Below are 19,749 nucleotides of genomic sequence, written 5' to 3' on the forward strand. Positions count from 1 at the left end.
ATCGTCACACCGCCGTGACCTGCACACTCACGAGATCAACGCGACTTTGCAATCGCCCTGTCGGCGGCTCAGCGGTGAGGGATGTCGCCCAGCTCCGAGGGTGACTCCCTGAGGGGCGACCCGAGGCCGGTGGAGCGCGAAAAAAGCGGAATTCCACATTTTGTGACGTCGGTCACGGCGCTTCGCCAATCAACCAGCGCGCTTAGTAGACGCGGCATGGCAGACATCTATGGATTTGTCCGTCTTGGCCCGAATATGGATCCCGCCGCGTGTCCCAGGATTCCGCCCGGCCGACCCGCACGCCCGTTGCCCCGTGATGTAAGGGATCTGACGCCGCGACAGCTTTCCCTCCTGCCGCCGTGTGCGGACCGGAGGCCCGTGCACTGCCCTGGCGAGGTCCCCGGGACCTACGAGGCCGGGTAGTGGCGGGACCCTTTGCGCTCCCTGTTGAGCCGTTCTAAGAATGACGACCCACAGGACGTCGCTGCAGTTCGGAACCGGTGTTCACGCCGAGTCGACCGCGCACTGTGGCGCTCGGCGTCACCGAGTGAGTAGGAGCCCGCCACATGAAGTCGTCCCGAATGTCCGCGAGACTCCTCGCCCTCGCTCTCGGCCTGGGTCTGGCCTCCAGCGCGCTGGGCGCGGCGGTGCCGGCGAGCGCCCAGACGGCCGCTACCCCGTCCGCTGCCGCCGGTACCTCCGTGGCGCGGTACGACGGGTCGGTTGAGGAGGCTGCGAACAACAAGGCGTTCTTCGAGGCTGTGCTCAAGTCGGTCGCCGAGAAGCGCGCCGCCCAGCCCAACGCGCAGGCGGTGACCCTCTACTACGACGCCTCCCGGGCACCGAGCTTCCGTTCGCAGATAGCGAGCGCGGCCTCGATCTGGAACAGCTCCGAGTCCAACGTCAAGCTCCAGGAGGCTTCGAGCGGTGCCGACTTCTCCTACTACGAGGGCAACGACACGCGCGGGTCTCACGCCTCCACCAACGGCCACGGAAGTGGCTACGTCTTCCTCGACTACGCCCAGACCCAGCAGTACGACTCGGTCCGCGTCGTCACCCACGAGACCGGGCACGTGCTGGGCCTGCCGGACGACTACGGCGGGCCGTGCAGTGAGCTGATGTCGGGCGGCAGCGCCGGCCCGTCCTGCACCAACCGCTACCCGAACGTCACCGAGCGCTCGCGTGTCGACCAGCTGTGGGCCACCGGACTCGCGCAGGCCCCGGGCACGGTGAACCAGCCCGCTGAAGACCCGAGCGCTGCACCGCCGGCACCGCCCGTAGCCCCAGGCACGGTGAACCAGCCCGCTGAAGACCCGAGCGCTGCACCGCCGGCACGGACCGTGACGCCGGGTCACGGTCCGTGGCGTCCGCTCCACGGTACGCCCTGGAGGTGATTGCGTTCCCAAGTGGGAAGCGGCTCGCTGTCGAGGATGGCGGGTGCTGGGGTGGCTACGGTCCCCTCGCCACTGACTCGCACCCGTCAGTCGATACCGACCAGAGCGACGGATTGCGGAGCCAGACCCGCCACGAGGGCATTGATCAGCGTCGACTTGCCGGACCGGGTGGCCTCCACGATCAGCCAGTGCGACACGCGCCGCAGGTCGACCACCCACGCGGCCCTGGTTTCGACTGCTCCGACAGTCACCCGGAGCAGGCGACCGGGTCCCCGCTGCTTCGGAACCCGAGGAGCCGCCAACGGGTCGGCCACCAACGCGGCGACCCGTACGACCCCCGGTCTCCAGGAGGCCACCCGCACCGCGTGGACTTGCCAGTCCTCCGCCATGGCCGGTGCAGCCTTGCTATCCGAGGATCCCGGACCCAGGCAGTGGACGTCGGGCAAGCCCACCTTTGAGCAGTTCTTTGCGCGACAGAGAGAGCTTCTCGGAGCTCAAGAATTCCAGCCCATCGAAGCAGACCTGCAGGCAGCGCACACAGAGTACGAAGCAAGCCTGAGTGAGCTTCCTGTCATCTTCCAGGTGCCTGAAGACGGGAAGAAGTGGCTATTCCGCATCCTCGCAAGAAATGCCGCTCATTCTGTTCTGCGATTCGCGGGTGACAATACTTCTGCATCAAGATTCGCCACACCAAGAACCGCAGACCATCAGCGCTTACCCATAGACGACCCGACTCCGGACTGGCAGATGTTTACAGTCGGTTCCGACTCCAACATCGATTCGCATCGGTTCGTCGGTGTCAAGTATTCCATGCCACTCCCCCAATGGCGCGTCTCTCGAAATCTTCCGAGGGGTTGAAAAGGGGATGTATGAAAGTCTTCGTGAGGGGAGAGTCAGCGCCTACCTCAAGAGAGCTCGGCAACTTCGCAGTGCGTGGACGTCAGTTTCGTCTGGAGCAGCTGCGAACAGTACCCAGCATCAGGCCGTCTCGGTTGGCAGCGACGGAACTGGGCTGAGGATCCGTGTGGTGTAACCGGCTACACGTGCTTTTGCCGGCGGGCCGCCGACGACATCCACGACTGACACCCACGACAGCGGCGCCGAGGCAATGACGGCAATACTGACGGCAACGACGGCGGACGGCAGCGGTGTCGGCGGTCTCCGAACCTGGACCCCTTTGGGGTCGATGACTTTCGACCCCGTGTGTTGAGTTGTTCACCCGGTTGCCGTGCTCGGTGTGCGGCCGATGTCGCGGTTCTTGAGCCGGTAGGAGTCTCCCTTCAAGGACACCAACGGAACGCAAAGCTGTATTTGACGGTCCTCTTGGGTCCGCTCGGGCCGGTGGAGGGGCTGTATCTGCACCCTGACCACCGCCGTCGTCTGCGTCGTCCTCCCGTTGAAGGGCGGCAGCATGTTCTGCGCAAACAGCCCACCAGCTTTCGCCTCCGTTGTCTGTGACCCTCACACTCCACTCCGCTGGGTTGGCGCACGGTTCCCCCCAGGCGCACTCGCCACATGCGGAGGTCGTGCCGGCTCTGCAGAATCTCGGAGGGCCGACCGAACCTGGCCCGGTCAATCTTGATCACCCACCGCCGGGTGAGCCGCATCGCGGCGGCTGCGCTCATGAACGCTTCAGGAACCTCAAATAGAACGCCACGAACACCAGGACGACTCCGACGTTCACCATCAGACGCGCCCAGAACTGATGCCTGAAGAACAGGATGTCCACGCCAACCACGACGGCTACCAGCGCGGACACGTAGAGCACGACGACCGCCTGTCTTCCCATCCTTCTTTTGTACTACGTGTCCTTCTTTCCTACTACGTGCGGTCGCGGTGAGAGTGAGCAGGAACAACACAATCTGTGAACACAAGCGGGGCAATGCGCCGCCGGTATCCCGGCAGCAGCCGTGCCCTTCGCAGGTCGTACCGCGATCGTCGGCTTCGGAGGGGCTAGCGGCGGCGACGGATCATGGAACCATCGCGCCCGTGCCTTCCGCGTGTTTAATCTAAAAGGCAAGCCACCGCGCGGTCGCATACATAACGCCCGTGGACCACTTGTGGACCAACCACGTTCCAGCGGCCGACCACAGACCTATGACGTGCACACAATTCCGAGACTTAAGCGCCCTCCGGAGCCGTGCAGTACAGCACCGAACTACAGCAACAGTGATGACCACAGACGGGCGTCCCGAGCCGCTACCTCCCGGTCACCGGGGTGGGAACCCTCAACGACATCTAGCGGCGTACGAGTCGGCCGGCGACTTGACTCGACCACTGAGATTCGACCGACCACGTGAGTACTCGCAGGCAAGGCCTTTGTCGGTTGTTCTACATGGTCGCTAGTCCTCCGCGTACGCGTCCCGAACGACTCTCATCTCGGCTTGGAGCTTCTGCTTGTGAAGCTCATTCAGCAGGGCGAGAGCCTCTGCCTTCGCTTCCTCCGATACGCCAGGCGATGTTGACACCTTCATCATCACCCTCTGAGATCGCCAAACCTTGAATTGGACTCCCCAGCGCGCCCTTGGTCCTTTAGGGCTCGTAACACGATCTTGTGGATGTGCGCTGGTGGGGCGTGCCTTAGAGCTCGTATCGCGATCACGATCCGGTCTTCTTGAGGCGGGTCCAGCAGATGAGGCTGCATGCCAACGAGACGAAGGCGTCGTGGAGTTCCATACGTCGTTCCCGGCGGACCGCGAGGCGTTTGAACTGGTGGAGCAGGGCGAAGGTCTGCTCGACGACGTAGCGGAGCTTGCCCAGAACCCTTGACGTTCGGGGAGCCCTTGCGGGAGATCACCGCCTGGATGCAGCGGCGTCGCAGCTCACCGCACACAGCCTTCGAGTCGTACGCCTTGTCGCCCAGGAGGCACTCCGACCGCCGCCAAGGCCGGCCGGGTCGTCCGGCGACGGGCGGGATGCCGTCGACGAGGTCGAGGGATTGGGTGATGTCGTTGACGTTGGCGGCGGTCGTGATGACGTGCAGCGTGGTGCCCTTGCCGTCGCAGGGTCCATGCCGGGCGGTAGCGGGCGGGGTGGGCTCTGAACGGTGAGCTCGACGGGCAGGCCGACGCCGGCCATGTGCTCGATGAGCTCGGCCAGGTTCGCGGTGCCCGGCTGCGGCTTGAGCGCGGGCCGTGTCGCTTGGCCGCGCAGCAGGCCCAGCATTCGACTCAGTTCGCCGACCGCCTGTCGTCCGGTCTCCTGAACCTGGCGCAGCGGCGCGTGCGCCTGAGAGGGATCGCGGTCGAGCAGGTCTTCGGCGGCGCCCGCTTGGACGACCGGCCCGTAGGAAGCGTCGACTCGGCGTCTCGATCTGCCAGGCCTGTGCGCGCAGCCGGCGGCGTTCGCCCTGGTGACGCCGCAAGGGCGGGCTGCTCTCTTCGGTGGCTTCGATGGCGATCCCGCCACGCAGGCCAGACGCCGCTCATGGACCCTACTGCGTCCCATTTGACGTTTCGCCTAACGGAACGACTTTCCGTCATGGGGGTCCCTGATGTGCTGTCCGCAGGGCACCGTCGCGACCAGTGTTCAACGAAATCGGCTGGATGAGTCACGAAGACTTCAGGTCGTCGCGTCTTCCGGCTACTCTCATTACCGAGTGACGATGTTTCTCTAAGCGGAACGAGGTTCGTGTGGCCCCAGCAGCACCTCTCGATGGCGTACGCGTGCTCGACGTCTCGACGATCCTGGCGGGGCCGCTGTGCTGCCAGATCCTCGGCGACTTCGGTGCCGACGTGATCAAAATCGAGCATCCCAAGAGCGGTGACAACATGCGCGGCCACGGCCGCAGCAAGGACGGCGTTTCGCTGTGGTGGAAGGAGATCAGCCGCAACAAGCGGACGGTTGCCCTCGACCTCAAGGACGAGCGTGGCGGTGAGGCGTTCCGTAGGCTCGCCCGCACCGCCGACGTCATCGTCGAGAACTTCCGCCCCGGCACACTGGAGCGCTGGGGGATCGGCCCCGAGGTCTTGCTCGCGGAGAACCCCGGCCTGGTCATCGTCCGACTCACCGGCTTCGGCCAGATCGGCCCCTACGCCAGCCGCGCCGGCTTCGGGACCCTCGTGGAAGCCATGAGCGGGTTCGCCGCGCTCACCGGTGAGGCCGACGGACCGCCAACCCTGCCCGCCTTCGGCCTGGCCGACAGCATCAGCGGCATCGCCGCCTCCTCGGCTGCCCTGATGGCGCTGCGTCACCGCGACCGCTCGGGTGAGGGGCAGATCGTCGACATGAGCCTGCTCGAGCCGATCATGGCCGCCGTCGGGCCGGGCCCTACGATCTACCAGCAGCTCGGCGAGGTGGAGCAGCGGCACGGCAACCGCTCGACCAACAACGCGCCCCGCAACACCTACCAGACCTCCGACGGCAACTGGGTCGCCGTGTCCACCAGCGCCCAGCGAATCGCCGAGCGCGTGCTCGAACTGGTCGGCCACCCCGAGGTGATCACCGAGCCGTGGTTCGCCTCGGGTGGAGGTCGGGCTGAGCATGTCGACCTGCTCGACGACTACGTCGGCAGCTGGATCGGCCGGCGGACCCGCGACGAGGTGATCACCGCCTTCACCGAGGCCGGCGCCGCCATCGCCCCCGTGTACGACGCCCGCGACCTGGTCGCCGACCCGCACGTGCGCGAGGCCCGGATGCTCGTGGAGGTCGACGACCCCGACCTCGGACCGCTGCTGCAGCACAACGTGATGTGGCGCATGAGCGCGTCGCCCGGCTCGATCCGGTTCACCGGACGCGACATCGGCGCCGACACCGACGACGTACTGACGGACGTCGGCCTCTCGGCCGACGAGATCACCGAACTGAAGGAGAGTGGGATCATCCGATGACCGATGCGTTGCTCGGGACCGTGCAGAAGGGCGTGGACGCCGTCGACCTCGGACGACAGCTGCGCGTCGGCATGCCGCAGTCTCCGAACCATCCGCAGTTCTGGCACACCCTGCCGCGCCGCCACGGCGACATGGTCCGCGCCGACGGCGGCAGTGCCGCCAACGACATGATCACCATGGGCTGTCACGTCGGCACCCACATCGACGCCCTCGCGCATGTCTCGCACGAAGGGCTGATGTTCGGCGGCGTCGACGCGGCGCAGGCCGGCGTCGGCGGCAAGTACGACGCCCTCGGCGTCCACACCATCGCCCCGATGATCCGTCGCGGTGTGCTCCTCGACGTCGCCGGACAGCACGGCGTGGCCTGTCTCGAGGGAGGCTACGAGATCACCGTCGAGGAACTGGAGGCGGCCGCCGCAGCGGCCGGCGTCGAGGTCGGCCAGGGTGACGTCGTCCTGATCCGCAGCGGCTGGGGCTCGAAGTTCGCCGAGGGCGCCGCCTACGTCGGCGGCCCGACCGGCGTTCCCGGCGTCGGCGAGACGGGTGCCCGGTGGCTCGCCGAGCGCGGGATCCACGCGGCCGGCGCCGACACGATCGCCTTCGAGCGGCTCGCCCCCGGAGGTGGGCATGCGCTGCTGCCTGCCCACCGGGTGCTGCTGGTCGAGAGCGGCATCTACATCATCGAGGCGCTCGATCTCGAGGAGCTGGGTGCGCGCGGCTGGGGCGAGTTCACGCTCGTGCTGGTGCCGATGAACATCTACGGCGCGACCGGTTCGCCGGTCCGGCCGCTGGCGGTGCGAGCCCGGTGAGGGAGTCCACGCTCGCTCAGCAGCTCGGCGACTTCGCCGCGAAGACGTCGTACGACGACCTGCCGGCCGCCGTCGTCGAGAGCGTGAAGATGCGCGTGCTCGACACGCTGGGCATCGCCGCCGCGGCCAGCACGCTGGAGACCAGCCGGGCCGCCCGTGAGTGGGCCCGCACACAGGGTGGCACCGGGGTGGCAACCGCGGTCGGCGTACCCCAGCGCCTGCCGGGGAACCTTGCCGCCTTCGTCAACGGCGTGCTCGCTCACTCCCTCGACTACGACGACACCCACCTGCCGTCGGTGCTCCACCCGAGCGCGTCGGTGGTGCCGGCGGCTCTGGCCGCGGCCGAGCGGGTCGGTGCGGGTGGTCGGGAGGTCATCCGGGCGATCGCGCTGGGCATCGAGACCTGCGTGCGGCTGGGTATGGCCGGCTATGACCAGGAGAGCAACAACTCGGTGTTCTTCGAGCACGGTCAGCACGCCACCTCGATCTGTGGCGCGATGGGCGCGTCGGTCGCGGCGACGGTGCTGGCCGGCGGCGATTCCGCGGCGGTCGTGGACGCCCTCGGTGTGACCGCGTCGCTCGCCTCGGGGATCATCGAGGCCAACCGTACCGGCGGCACCGTCAAGCGGATCCATTGCGGCTGGGCGGCCCACGCGGCGGTCTCGGCCGCCGAGCTCGTCGGTCTCGGCCTGACCGGGCCGCCGACCGTGCTCGAGGGCCGGTTCGGCTTCTTCCAGGCCTGGCTGCACGGCACCTTCGACCCGAGCGCGATCGTCGAAGGGCTCGGCACCGACTGGTCGGTCCCGGGCATCTTCTTCAAGCCCTACCCGGCCAACCACTTCACCCACGCGGCCGTCGATGCCGCCGCGCAGATGCGCGCCGACGGCGTCACTCCCGACGACATCGAGTCGCTGGTCCTCGGCGTACCGGCGCAGAACCTGCGCACCGTCGGTGAACCGATCGAGGTGAAGCGGGCCCCGCAGACCGGCTACATGGCCCAGTTCAGCGGCCCGTACGCCGTCGTCCTCGGACTGCTCGGCGGCTCCGGGCTCGGTGCCGGGCTGGACGACTACACCGACGAGCTGGCCTGCGACCCGCGGCGCCGGGCCCTGATGGCGAAGGTCGACGTGGTGGCCGACGAGCGGTGCACGAAGATCTTCCCGCACCAGTTCCCGGCGGTGCTCACTGCACGCCTGATCGACGGTCGCGAGATCGTGACCGAGGTCCTCACCAACCGCGGCGGACCGCAGCGGCCGCTGTTGTTCGAGGAGCTGGCCGCGAAGTTTCAGGACAACGCCGGCCGTGTGCTGGCGGCTGAGCAGGTGGACGGGCTGGCGGCGGCATGCCGTGAGCTCGAGAACTGTGCCGACCTCGGGGGTCTGCTCGCCCCGCTGACCGAGATCGACGCCTGACGACACCGCTCCAGTGGCGGGACTGACTGCAAGGATGAGGGAAATGGCTGAATTCGACCTGGTGATCCGCAACGCCCGGGTGGTGCGTCCGGCGAGCGCTGCCCCCGAGCGTCTCGACGTCGCCGTCAAGGACGGCAAGTTCGTCGCCATCGAGCCGAGCATCGACGCCGAGCGCGGCGCCGAGGTACTCGACGCCGACGGCAAGCACCTGTTCCCCGGGGTGGTCGACGTGCACCAGCACTGGGGCATCTACAACACGCTGAGCGACGACGCCGACACCGAGAGCAGGGCCTCGGCCCAAGGTGGTGTCACGACCGGCATCACCTACATCCGCACCGGTGCCTACTACATGAACCGGACCGGCCCCTACCGCGAGGTGTTCCCGGACATCCTCGCCGCCGCCGAGGGCCGCTCCTACGTCGACTACGCCTTCCACGTCGCGCCGATACTCAAGGAGCACATCGACGAGATCCCGGATCTCATCGGCGACTTCGGCGTCCCGTCGTTCAAGGTCTTCATGTTCTACGGCAGCCACGGTCTACACGGGCGCTCCAGCGACCAGAGCTCCTTCCTGATGATCCCCGGGGATCAGTCCTACGACCTGGCGCACTTCGAGTTCGTGATGCGCGGGATCGAGAAGGCCCGTCGGGACCCGCGGTTCGCCGCCGACGCCGAGCACATCTCGCTGTCCCTGCACTGCGAGACGGCGGAGATCATGCGCGCCTACACCAAGCTGGTCGAGCAGGAGGGCAAGCTGACCGGCCTCGAGGCCTACAGTGCGTCCCGGCCGCCGCACTCGGAGGGCCTGGCGATCACCATCGCCTCCTACCTCGCTCACGAGACCGAGCTGCCGAAGATCAACCTGCTGCACCTCACCTCGCGCAAGGCGATCGAAGCCGCGATGCTGATGCAGCAGACCTTCCCGCACATCGACTTCCGCCGCGAGGTCACCGTCGGCCACCTGCTCGCCGACTTCACCTCCGCCAACCTCGGTGGCAAGGTCAACCCGCCGCTGCGCTCGCGTGAGGATGTCGAGGCGCTGTGGGAGCACGTCCTGGCCGGCAACTTCTCGTGGGTCACCTCCGATCACGCCTGCTGCCGCGACGAGACGAAGTTCGGCGACCCGCGCGAGGACGTCTTCCTGGCCAAGTCGGGCTTCGGCGGCACGGAGTACCTCCTGCCGGGTCTGGTGAGCGAGGGCCGCAAGCGCGGACTCTCCTACCCGCAGATCGCTCAGCTCGTCGCCAAGAACCCGGCCGAGCGCTTCGGCCTGGCGGGCAAGGGCGACGTTGTGGTCGGGTACGACGCCGACTTCTGCCTCCTCGACGACACCGTCGACTACACGGTCCACGCCGAGGACTCGCTGTCCAGCCAGGAGTACACGCCCTTCGAGGGCTTCCAGCTGACCGCGAAGGTCACCGACACCTATGTCCGCGGCACTGCTGCGCTACGTGACGAGAAGATCGTCGGAGCTCCGCAGGGCAAGTTCGTCCGGCGCTCCGGCCAGGCCTGAGGGCCGACGGCGAGAGTCCGTCGCGACGGGGGTGCAGCCGGGCCGGCTGCACCCCCGTCGCGTCTGTCACGCCGAACGATGGCGAGCCAGCGTCTCCTGCGCGGCGCGGATGACCGCGGCGTCGATGAGCCGGCCGGCGGCGTCGAGGGTCACCCCACCAGCCGCTTCGACGAACCGATCGAGCACGTCGCGCGCGGCGGCCACCTCGTCCTTACCCGGCGTCAGGACCTCATGGATCACCGGCACCTGCGCCGGGTGGATGGCCGTGCGCGAGCGAAAGCCGAGGTCGACCAGCTCGCGCGTCGTACGGCGGAAGGCATCGAGATCGCGGAAGTCGGTCGACGTCGGGGCTACCGGTGCCGGCAGCCCGGCGGCCGCGCAGTGGAGGACCACCTGGAGTCGCAGGGTGGTGATGGCGTTCGCCGTCCCGGCCTTCCGCGCGATCCGCAGGTCGCCGAGCAGGTCCACCTCGCCGATGCCGAGCGTGGTGAGACGCTCGTGGGCGGCGAGCTCGGGGAGCGCCAGCAGCGAGCCGGCGTCCTCGACAAGACCGACGACCGGCACCGGTCCGAGGCCCCGGGCCGCCTCGTGTCGCGCGAGCGTCTCGGCCAGCTCGCCGAGCGAGGCGGGGGAGCACTTGGCCAACAGGAGACCGTCGAGGCCGGGACGTACGACGGCGTCGAGGTCGTCGGCGAGCCCGATCGCGTCGACGCGGACCCACGTCTGCGTGCCGACAGGGCGTGGCCCCTCCAGCCAGGCCGTGACGGCGCCCCGCGCGGTGCCCTTCTCCGCCGCCGGGACCGCGTCCTCGAGGTCGAGGACCATCGCGTCCGCCTGGCCGCCCGCAGCCTTGGCGAACAGATCAGGGCGCGACGCGGGGACGTAGAGGAAGGAACGGGGCAGCAAGGTCTCTCCCGGTGGTGGGGCAGTGGGGCGGGGCTCAGCCGTGCAGCAACTGGGTGATCGCGCGGGCTGCGTCGAGCACGAGGGCCGCGTGCTCCTCGTGGTCCTCGATGGCATAGCGGAACGCGGGGCCGGAGGAGCTGATCGAGCCCATGACGTTGTCGGCCGAGTCGAAGAACGGGGCGGCGATGGAAGCAGCGCCCGTGTTGCGCTCGTTGAGGGAGGTGGCGTAGCCGCGCTTGCGGACGAGGTCGAGCGCCTCGCGATAGGCCTGCTCGTCGAAGTCCGGCCGCGCGACCCGCAGCTGGCGGACCGCGTCGTCGGCGAAGGTGGACGGAAGGAACGCCAGGATGGCCCGGCTCGACGCCCCGGAGTGGAGCGGATATCGCGGACCGATCTCGATGACCATCTTCACCTCCTGCGGCGACTCGAACTGGTCGAGATAGATGCGCTCGTTGCCGACGAGCACCGACAGGGTCGTCGTCTCCTGCGTGACGTCCCGGAGGTGGCGAAGGATCGGTGACGCGATCGAGCGCACGTCGACCTGGCTCCAAGCCCGCGCCGACAGCCCCAGCGCCGCTGGCCCGAGCACGTACACCGACCCGCCGGGTACCACTTGGACCAGGGACCGGGAGACCAGCGACTGCAGGATCCGGTGGACGACCGCCTTGCTCAGCGACAGCGTGCGCGCGATCTTGGAGACGCCCAGCGGGCTGTCGGACCGGGCGAAGAGCAGCAGGACGTCGGCCACCCGGTCAGCGGCTTCCGTGCCCCCGGGGGTCTCGCCGATCACCGGTGCTGGTGCCACGGGTCCTCCTCGGGTTGCGCCGTTTCGCTCGACGAAAAATACGGCATCGGTGTTGTGTGCCAGGGCTTCAGGTGAACGCCCACGTCAGCGGAACAGTTCCCGCCGTACGACGAGCGTTCGCGGGTGCGCGCGGCGCATGCGCCGCCTCCCGAGTCCGCCCATCGGAACGCCTGCGTCGCGGTGGGGATGGTCATCCCACCTCCAGGCCGCGCAGGATCGCGCCGAGCGGCTCGGGGCCCTGTTCGCCGAGGCCGGCCACGGCCGCGAGCACGTCACGGGATCGCTGCTCGCCGACCACGGCAGTCAGCAGGATCGCCGCCTTACCGGTGACCACTTCGTCGTCGAGGCCGTCGGGCCCGTCGCCGCGGGGCACGCCGTGGACGCTGGTGCTGAGGACGGTGCCGTCGGTGAGCTCCACCGTCACCACCGCCGGCCGGCCGGCCGGGTAGCCGGCGTCGAGCGCTGGGTCGTGGCGCACCTCGACCCGGCTCGCGAGCGCGCGCAGGGCGGTGTCGGCCAGGGTGTCGGGCTCGAGCGCGCCGTTGCGCAGGGTGCCGAGGGTCAGCCCGGCGGCGACCGTCCAGGGGATGCTGAAGCGGGCGGCCAGCTCGTTGCGCGGCTCGGGGGCGGCGAAAGCTGCCGCGGCCCGGTAGGTGTCGACCCGGACATCGCCGATGTCGCCGGGCCCGAACGGCCCGGACCCGACGAGGTCCTCGACAGCGTCGTTGACGCCGTGCAGCAGGGCGCAGGTCGGGTGGCGCTTGAGGTAGCCGTCGAGCGTCATCCACGTGCCCGGCTCGAGCAGCGAGGTGAGCCGGTCGGTGAAGCCGGCCGGGTCCGCGGCGACCCACTTCGCGAAGTGCCGCTCCAGGGTGCCGGGCGTGGCCCGGGCGCCGGCGGCGGCCGCTTGGCCGTGCACCACGGCGGCCTGCGCCGCCGAGGCGAGGTAGAGGTGCTGGCTGGTCCAGCCGTCGAAGACCCCCCACGCGTCGGGTACGGACGGCAGCGCGGCGGCCAGTTCCACCGCGGCGGCGATCGCGTCCGGGTCGCCGTCGGTGAGCAGGTGGGCGACGCCCGCGGCCGCTCCGAGGGTGGCCCAGGTCCCGATGTCGTGGACGCCGGCCGGCGTACCGTCCATGGCCAGGCCGATGCGCACGCCGGTCTCGTAGCCGGCGAGCATGGCTGAGAGCGTGGCGGGACCGCCCGCGCCGGCCGCCTCGGCGACGGCGAATACGGCGGGCACGACGTGTGAGGCCGGATGGCCCCGGGCACGCCGGTGCCCGTCCTGCAACTGCTCGCGGGCGACCGGCATCGCATTGAGGAAGGCCGCGCTCGCCGGCGGCATCCCCGACCGGCGGCCGACCACTGTGCTCGGGCCGTCACCGACGGCGAAAGCGGCGTGGAGCTTCGCCACGTCCGGGCGGGCCAGCCCCGAGACGCCGGTGGCGATCACGTCGGCGACCAGGGCCTCCAGTCGCTGCCGTACGGCCTCGGGAGCGCCCGGCAGCTGGATCCGGGCCGCGAACGCGCCGAGCCGGCCGGTGAGACCGGTCACGGGCGGCGCGGCGCCGCGTTCGGCCGTGACCATTGAAGTCCTCCTCGGATCCGGGGTGCGGTCGGGGCGGCAGGAGCTGCCGGGGCGTCCTGAGAACTGGCCGAACACCCTGGTCGGCCCCAAGTGCGTTTCTGTAGACGGAACAATCATCCGGCCAGGGGAGCGAGACGTCAATGATCTGCGCCCAGGTGCCTCGGCGAGCGCCTGACCGTGTATTTCTGCAGCTTTTCGTGCGGAACTGGGCTTGCATGGATCTTGCCCAAGACCATTGACGTGAGTCGGAGCACATGTCACAGTCGCCATCAATCGACGAGGGCGTTCCCATAGCCGGAACGATCACTCACTAGTCCTGGCATCAAAGATCAGGAGCCAATCAGGATGCGAGCAAGAAACTTCGTGAGTGTGATCGCCGCGGTCGGCGCGGGTGTCGCCCTCGTTTCCGGGTGCGGTCAAGGTGGTGCCAGCGGATCGAGTGGTGATTCCAAGGTCATCAAGATCGGCACCCTCCACCCGATGACGGGCTCCAATGCGGGCGATGGTGCCCAGCTACAGCACGGCGCCGAGCTGGCCGTCAAGAAGATCAACGACGCCGGCGGAATCAAAGCCCTCGGTGGCGCGAAGCTCGAGCTGGACGCGGGTGACACCAAGGGGACACCGGACACCGGCCAGAGCGAGGCCCAGCGACTCGTGAGCGACGGTGCCGTGGCGCTGGTCGGCAGCTACCAGAGTGCGGTGAGCGCGAACATCGCCGCGGTGGCCGAGCGCAACAAGGTGCCGTTCGTCATGGACATCTCCGGTGACGACGCGATCCTCTCGCACGGCTACCGGTACTCGTTCCGCCTGCAGCCGCAGAACTCCAGGTTCGGGGCCACCGCTGCCCAATACATCAAGGACATCACCAAATCCAAGGGCCGCCCCGTCACCAAGATCGCCTACCTCCACGAGGCGACCGCCTTCGGCACCGGCGTCTACACGGCCTTCAAGAGCGAGGCCCAGAAGCTCGGTCTGGCGATGGGCCCGGAGATCACCTATGACGCCGCCAGCGTGTCCGACCTGACCACGCAGATCGCAAAGGTCAAGGCGAGCGGCGCGAACATCCTGGTGGTCTCCGGCTACTACCGCGACGGTGTGCTCGCAGCGAAGGCGGTCCAGACCGTCAAGCCGAAGCTCGACGCCGTCATCGGTGCTGCCGACGGCGCCTTCGACCAGCCGCAGTTCCCGACCGACGCCGGGTCCGCCGCGAACGGCTACTTCGACGTGAATTACCACCTGAACGACAAGAGTGCCGAGGCGAAGGCCTTCGCCGACCTCTACCAGGCGGCGTATCACGACAAGGCCCGCGCGAGTGCCGGCTTCGCCTACGACTCGGTCCGCATCATCGCGGCGGCGTTGGAGCGCGCCGGCTCGAAAGACCCCGGGAAGATCCGCGACGCGATCGCCAAGACCGACCTGAATCCGCTGTCGCTCTCGAACGGTCCGGTGACCTTCGACGAGAAGGGGGAGAACACCGCCGGCCTGCCGGTCCTGACACAGATCCAGGACGGCGCCCCGTCCGTGGTCTACCCGGACAACCTCGCCGCCAAGACCATTGTCTACCCGGCCCCGGTCCAGTGACCGCCCGCACGACGTCCGAAGAGGCGGTCCCGTCTGAGGGCGGGACCATCTCTCGGGGCGGGACGAGCCGGCGAGCGGCGCTGGGCCGCTCGCCGGTGACGGTGACCTTCGCGCTGCTGATCGGCCTCACCGTGGCAGCACTGCTGCGCTCCGGCAGTACGGCCATCACGGGCCAGGCCCTCCTCACCGGTCTGATCGCGGGCGGCGTCTACAGCCTGCTCGCGATGGGTCTTTCCCTGATCTTCGGCGTGCTCGACATCGTCAACTTCGCGCACGGTGCGTTCCTCGGCGTCGGCCTCTTCGTCACCTACGAGGTCGCCCATCAGACCGGCCTCAACCCCTACATCGCGCTTCCGGTCGCGATCGTCGGACTCTTCGTCCTCGGGGCACTCATCCAGTTGCTGCTGCTCAACCGCACCATAGGCGGCAGCCTGGAGCGGCAGCTGCTCATCACGCTCGGCCTCTCCCTGCTGATCAGCAACGTCCTGCTGCTGGCCTTCGGCGGCGACCCACTCTCGGCGAACCTCACCAGCGACCCGGGCGTGCACGTCTTCGGAGCCGTCGCCAACCTCTCCCGGGTGATCGCCTTCGGCGCCGCCCTCGTGCTGGCGGTGCTGCTCTACGTCCTGCTCGAGCGCACCTCGTTCGGGCGGGCCATTCGCGCCGTCGCCGCGAGCCGGCAGGGTGCCGGGCTGGTCGGGATCGACGTACGGCTCGTCTATGTCGTCACCTTCGGCCTCGGCACCGCCTGCGCCGGAGCGGCCGGGATGCTCATCGCGCCGTTCACCACCATCACCCCGACCGCGGGAGACCAGTTCAACATCCTCGCCTTCGTGGTCGTCGTGATGGGCGGCCTCGGCAACGTGACCGGCGCCCTCGTCAGCGGCCTGATCGTCGGCCTGGTCGAGCAGCTCGGCGGGGTCGCGATCGCCGGACAGAGCCCGCTGCTCGGCGTCTTCATCCTCTTCCTGCTCATCCTCCTGATCCGGCCGCAGGGCATCTTCGGAGCGAAGGCACCATGACCACGACCACCGCACCACCCGCACCTACCCCGGCACCGACGCGGGAACGCGCGCAGTCGCTGAAGCGCTCGCTGCTCATCCTGGTCGCCATTGCGGCGGTGGCCGCCTGCGCCCCCTTCGTGCTCCCCGAGTCGCGCCAGTCCATCGCCATCCGCGTGCTGATCTTCGCCATGATGGCCATCGGCTGGAACCTGATGAGCGGCTACGGCGGCATGTTCAGCTTCGGCCACGCCGCCTACTTCGGCATCGGCGCGTACACCGACACCTATCTACTGGTCACCTTCGGCTGGTCGCCCTGGCTGGCCCTGGTGGTCGGGGCCGCGCTGGCCGCGCTGGTCGCAGCCGGCATCGGCTATGTCGCCTTCCGTTACAAGCTGCGCAGCGCCTACTTCGCGCTGGGGACCTTCGCCATCGCCGAGATGCTGCGCCTGCTGGCCACCAACACCAAGTGGGTCAACGGCACCACGGGCTATCACGTGCCGCTGCTGCCGGAATCGTCGTGGACCATGCTGCAGTTCGGCGCCAACGCGGCCGAGTACTTCTACATCGGGCTCGCGATGGTCGTGGTCTGCATGGTCGTCACCCTGCTCTACCTGCGCTCGCGCTCGGGCATCTACACGGTGGCGATCCGCGACAACGAGGATGCGGCCGACGCGCTCGGCATCAGCGTCATGCGGGTCAGGCTGACCACGATGGCGCTCTCGGCGGCGATAACCGCCGCGGCCGGCATGTTCTACGCCCAGTACTACACGTTCGTCGACCCCGACACCGCCTTCGGTTCGGCCCAGTCGGTGCAGGCCATCGCGCCCGCCGTCATCGGCGGCGTCGCGACGCCGTGGGGCCCGCTCGTCGGCGCCCTGATCCTCGGCCCGCTGGCGGACCTGACGGTCACCTGGCTGCGCACCCCGCCCGCGTTCCTGGACTTCCTCACCGGCCGCAGCGGGCTGGACGTCGTCCTCTACGCGATCTTGCTGATCGTGATCGCACTGGTTCTGCCCAAGGGCATCGTCGGATCGATCCAGGAATGGTGGAAGCGCCGATGAGCACCTCGAACCCCAGCGGCAACGTCCTCGAAGTCCGCGGCGTCAGCAAGTCGTTCAACGGCGTGCACGCCCTCGCCGACGTCGACCTCGACGTCCCCGAGGGGTCGATCGTCGGCATCATCGGCCCGAACGGAGCCGGGAAGACGACGTTCTTCAACGTCGTCGCCGGTGCGCTGCGGCCGGACAGCGGGCACGTGCGGCTCTTCGGCAAGGACGTCACCGGACTGCCGCCACACCGGATCGCCCACGCCGGCATGGCACGGACCTTCCAGCTGATGCGGCCGTTCGGGTCCATGACGGCGCGGGAGAACGTCGTCGCCGCGGCCCTGACCCGCGGCGGCAGCCACAAGGACGCCCGCCTGGCCGCCGACGAGGTCATCGACGCCACCGGCATGGCGGCCTGGGCCGACGCGACCTCCGACTCGCTGCACACCGCCGCGCTCAAGCGGCTGGAGCTGGCCCGGGTGCTCGCCATCCGGCCCCGGATCCTGCTGCTCGACGAGGTCTTGGCAGGCCTGGTCCCCGCCGAGCGCGCCCCCGTCGTCGACCTGCTCGCCCGCCTGCGCGAGGCCGAGGGGCTGACCCTCGTCTTCGTCGAGCACATCATGCAGGCCGTCATGAAGCTCTCCGACACCGTCGTCGTCTTCGACCGTGGCCGGGTGATCGCCTCCGGCGAGCCCACCGAGGTGGTCGCCGATCCGCGGGTCGTGGAGGCCTATCTGGGACAGGAGCTGACCGGTGCTTGAGGTCGACAACATCGCTGCCGGATACGGGAAGCTGCAGATCCTGCACGACATGAGCTTCCACGTCGGCGAGGGCGAACTCGTCTCCGTCGTCGGCGCCAACGGCGCCGGGAAGACCACCACACTGCGCGTGATCAGCGGGCTGATCGACGCGCTGTCGGGCCAGGTGAGGTACGACGGCGAGAAGCTGACCGGCCTGCGACCGCACCAGATCGTGCGGCACGGGATCGTGCAGGTCTCGGAGGACCGCGACCTCTTCGGCCCGATGACGGTGGAGGAGAACCTCATCCTCGGCGCCTGGACGCGAAGCTCGTCCGGGGCCGCCGCCGAGCTTGAGCGGGTCTTCGAGCTCTTCCCGATCCTGCGGGAGCGGCGCCGCCAGGCAGCGCAGACCATGAGCGGCGGTCAGCAGCAGATGCTCGCCATCGGCCGCGCCCTGATGGCCAAGCCGCGCCTGCTCATGCTCGACGAGCCGTCCACCGGCCTGTCGCCGAAGCTGACCTGGGACGTGCTCAAGGCCGCCCAAGAGATCCGCGACAGCGGCGTCTCGGTGCTGCTCGTCGAGCAGAACGCCGCACAGGCGCTCGCCATCGCCGACCGCGCCTACGTGCTGGAGAGCGGCACCGTCGCGCTCGAGGGCTCCGGACCGGAGCTCGCCGGCGACGAACGAGTCAAGAAGGCGTACCTGGGACTGTGAGCGAGAACGACACTCCCCAGGGCGCTGCTCTGGCAGCGCTGAACCGGCTCGCCGACTGGTCGGCGACGCTGACCTGGGACGACGTACCCCCTGCTGTCCAGGAGCGGCTCCGTCTCGTGCTGCTCGACACCCTCGGCGTCACCCTGCTCGGGGCGCGGCTGCCCGAGCGGGCCCCCCTGGTCCGAGCCTGGGCGCCCTCGCCGGGCCCGGTGCCGGTCTTCGGCACCGGCGTCGAGTCAACCGTCGAGACCGCCGCCTGGCTCAACGCCACCGCGCTGGTCAGCCTGGAGATGGACGAGGGCAACAAGTTCGCCGCCGGCCACCCGGCCGCGCACGGCTTCCCGGCCGTGCTCGCGCTCGCCGCGGCGCTCGACACCGATGGCCCGACCACCGCGGCCGCGCTGGTGGTCGCCTACGAGGTCGCCGCCCGCTACGGCCGTGCCAGCCGGGCCCGGCCCGGCGTGCACCCGCACGGCAACTGGGGCGTCACCGGCGCCGCGGCCGGCTGCGCCCGCCTGCTCGGCCTCGGCGCCGACAAGATCGCCGCCGCGGTCGACACGGCCAGCGGCATGCCGATCGCCGGGCACTTCTCCGCAGCGTTCGACGGCAACCCGGTCCGTAACGAGTGGATGGGTGCCTGCAACCTGGCCGGCCTCGCCGCCGCCAGGCTCGCCCAGGCCGGCGTCGCCCACCCCACCGGCATCGCCGCGCACAGCCTCGGCGACCTGCTTGGCTCCTTCGACCCGGGCGCGCTGGTCGAAGACCTCGGCCGGCGGTGGGACATCGAGCTCGGCTACTTCAAGCGACACGCCTCCTGCGCCTTCACCCACCCCAGCGCCGACGCGACCCTGGTGCTCCGCGAGTACCTCGCGGCGGAGGGACTCGGCACCGCCGACGTGACGGGTGTGCGGGTGACGACGTACTCCATGGCGGCGGCGCTCAACCGCACCACCTTCAGCAACCGCCTCGCCGCCATGTTCTCCATCCCGTACGTCGTCACGACGGCTCTCCTGCACGGGCGGGTCGCTCCCGGCGGCTTCGACGTCTCGCGTGAGGCGGCCTTCGAGGCCCTCGCCGGCCGAGTCGAGGTGACCACGGGGGAGGAGTTCGACGCCCGGCTGCCGCACGCGCGCGGCGCGGCCGTCGAGCTGTTCCTCGCCGACGGTCGCGTGCTGCGGCACGAGGTCGCGAACCCGATCGGCGACGCCGCCCACGAGCCCTTCGACCACGAGCGGACCGTCGCGCTGCTCGCCGACCTGCTCGGCGACCCCGAAACGGTGGACCGTGTCGTCGACTGCGCGGCCGCACTGCCGCAGGCACGGAGCGCCCGCGACGTCCTGCGCAGCCTCACACCAGCTTGAGATTCCGACTCATCACCCACCTCGGCGCCCGGAGGAGCACCCTTCT

At 69.2% G+C, this 19,749-nt stretch carries 15 protein-coding genes and 3 pseudogenes; 11 read left to right on the forward strand and 7 right to left on the reverse strand.

Annotation, left to right across the window (positions count from 1 at the left end):
• Nucleotides 1-566: 566 nt before the first annotated feature.
• Nucleotides 567-1,220, forward strand: a pseudogene (gene snpA / locus IEZ19_RS35460) (snapalysin); the annotation flags it as partial.
• A 260-nt stretch (nt 1,221-1,480) separates the two neighbouring features.
• Here the strand turns inward: snpA and IEZ19_RS51390 are convergent.
• The 4 genes and pseudogenes from IEZ19_RS51390 to IEZ19_RS53760 all read right to left on the reverse strand — a co-directional run.
• On the reverse strand, nt 1,481-1,645 hold the full coding sequence (locus IEZ19_RS51390; protein ID WP_229841211.1) for an FtsK/SpoIIIE domain-containing protein: 165 nt from the start codon (nt 1,643-1,645) through the stop codon (nt 1,481-1,483).
• Nucleotides 1,646-3,015: 1,370 nt separating this feature from the next.
• Nucleotides 3,016-3,183, reverse strand: coding sequence for a hypothetical protein (locus IEZ19_RS35470; protein WP_189315499.1), 168 nt, complete (start codon nt 3,181-3,183; stop codon nt 3,016-3,018).
• Nucleotides 3,184-4,173: 990 nt separating this feature from the next.
• Nucleotides 4,174-4,407: pseudogene (locus IEZ19_RS53755) on the reverse strand (transposase); the annotation flags it as partial.
• A gap of 143 nt (nt 4,408-4,550) precedes the next feature.
• Nucleotides 4,551-4,841 (reverse strand): annotated as a pseudogene (locus tag IEZ19_RS53760) (hypothetical protein); the annotation flags it as partial.
• A 185-nt stretch (nt 4,842-5,026) separates the two neighbouring features.
• Here IEZ19_RS53760 and IEZ19_RS35480 point away from each other — a divergent pair.
• The 4 genes from IEZ19_RS35480 to IEZ19_RS35495 are packed head-to-tail and all read left to right on the forward strand — an operon-like array spanning nt 5,027 to nt 9,957.
• Nucleotides 5,027-6,223 (forward strand): CaiB/BaiF CoA transferase family protein, encoded by a 1,197-nt coding sequence (locus IEZ19_RS35480; RefSeq protein ID WP_189315501.1) that lies wholly within the window; start codon nt 5,027-5,029, stop codon nt 6,221-6,223.
• On the forward strand, nt 6,220-7,032 hold the full coding sequence (locus tag IEZ19_RS35485; RefSeq protein ID WP_189315502.1) for a cyclase family protein: 813 nt from the start codon (nt 6,220-6,222) through the stop codon (nt 7,030-7,032). The genes IEZ19_RS35480 and IEZ19_RS35485 overlap by 4 nt, the downstream gene beginning before the upstream one ends.
• Entirely contained in the window at nt 7,029-8,444 is a 1,416-nt protein-coding gene (locus IEZ19_RS35490; RefSeq protein WP_189315503.1) for an MmgE/PrpD family protein, read from the forward strand. The genes IEZ19_RS35485 and IEZ19_RS35490 overlap by 4 nt, the downstream gene beginning before the upstream one ends.
• A 43-nt stretch (nt 8,445-8,487) precedes the next feature.
• Nucleotides 8,488-9,957, forward strand: a complete 1,470-nt coding sequence (locus IEZ19_RS35495) for a dihydroorotase (protein ID WP_189315504.1) — start codon at nt 8,488-8,490, stop codon at nt 9,955-9,957.
• A 66-nt stretch (nt 9,958-10,023) separates the two neighbouring features.
• Here the strand turns inward: IEZ19_RS35495 and IEZ19_RS35500 are convergent, their stop codons facing one another.
• From IEZ19_RS35500 to IEZ19_RS35510, 3 genes are all read right to left on the reverse strand, one after another.
• Nucleotides 10,024-10,863: an HpcH/HpaI aldolase/citrate lyase family protein gene (locus IEZ19_RS35500; protein WP_189315505.1), complete on the reverse strand. Its 840-nt coding sequence runs from the start codon at nt 10,861-10,863 to the stop codon at nt 10,024-10,026.
• Between the two features lie 34 nt (nt 10,864-10,897).
• Nucleotides 10,898-11,668: an IclR family transcriptional regulator gene (locus IEZ19_RS35505; protein ID WP_189315506.1), complete on the reverse strand. Its 771-nt coding sequence runs from the start codon at nt 11,666-11,668 to the stop codon at nt 10,898-10,900.
• Between the two features lie 190 nt (nt 11,669-11,858).
• Complete coding sequence (locus tag IEZ19_RS35510; RefSeq protein ID WP_189315507.1) at nt 11,859-13,256, reverse strand: MmgE/PrpD family protein; 1,398 nt, start codon at nt 13,254-13,256, stop codon at nt 11,859-11,861.
• 345 nt (nt 13,257-13,601) lie between these two features.
• Between IEZ19_RS35510 and IEZ19_RS35515 the strand changes: the two genes are divergently transcribed.
• The 6 genes from IEZ19_RS35515 (at nt 13,602) to IEZ19_RS35540 (ending at nt 19,703) form a co-directional block, all read left to right on the forward strand.
• The gene (locus IEZ19_RS35515; protein ID WP_189315508.1) at nt 13,602-14,837 is read left to right on the forward strand and encodes an ABC transporter substrate-binding protein; all 1,236 of its coding nucleotides are present in this window, start codon (nt 13,602-13,604) and stop codon (nt 14,835-14,837) included.
• 95 nt (nt 14,838-14,932) lie between these two features.
• Entirely contained in the window at nt 14,933-15,859 is a 927-nt protein-coding gene (locus IEZ19_RS35520; protein ID WP_229841212.1) for a branched-chain amino acid ABC transporter permease, read from the forward strand.
• Complete coding sequence (locus IEZ19_RS35525; RefSeq protein ID WP_189315509.1) at nt 15,856-16,902, forward strand: branched-chain amino acid ABC transporter permease; 1,047 nt, start codon at nt 15,856-15,858, stop codon at nt 16,900-16,902. Before IEZ19_RS35520 ends, IEZ19_RS35525 begins: the two co-directional genes overlap by 4 nt.
• Entirely contained in the window at nt 16,899-17,648 is a 750-nt protein-coding gene (locus IEZ19_RS35530) for an ABC transporter ATP-binding protein (protein WP_189315510.1), read from the forward strand. The genes IEZ19_RS35525 and IEZ19_RS35530 overlap by 4 nt, the downstream gene beginning before the upstream one ends.
• Nucleotides 17,641-18,342 carry an ABC transporter ATP-binding protein gene (locus tag IEZ19_RS35535; RefSeq protein ID WP_189315511.1) on the forward strand — a complete coding sequence of 234 codons (702 nt, stop codon included), beginning with the start codon at nt 17,641-17,643 and terminating at the stop codon, nt 18,340-18,342. The genes IEZ19_RS35530 and IEZ19_RS35535 overlap by 8 nt, the downstream gene beginning before the upstream one ends.
• On the forward strand, nt 18,339-19,703 hold the full coding sequence (locus IEZ19_RS35540; protein WP_189315512.1) for an MmgE/PrpD family protein: 1,365 nt from the start codon (nt 18,339-18,341) through the stop codon (nt 19,701-19,703). The genes IEZ19_RS35535 and IEZ19_RS35540 overlap by 4 nt, the downstream gene beginning before the upstream one ends.
• Nucleotides 19,704-19,749: the final 46 nt, after the last annotated feature.

Origin of the sequence: Streptomyces brasiliensis, from assembly GCF_014647875.1 — a bacterium.
Lineage (GTDB): Bacteria > Actinomycetota > Actinomycetes > Streptomycetales > Streptomycetaceae > Streptomyces > Streptomyces brasiliensis.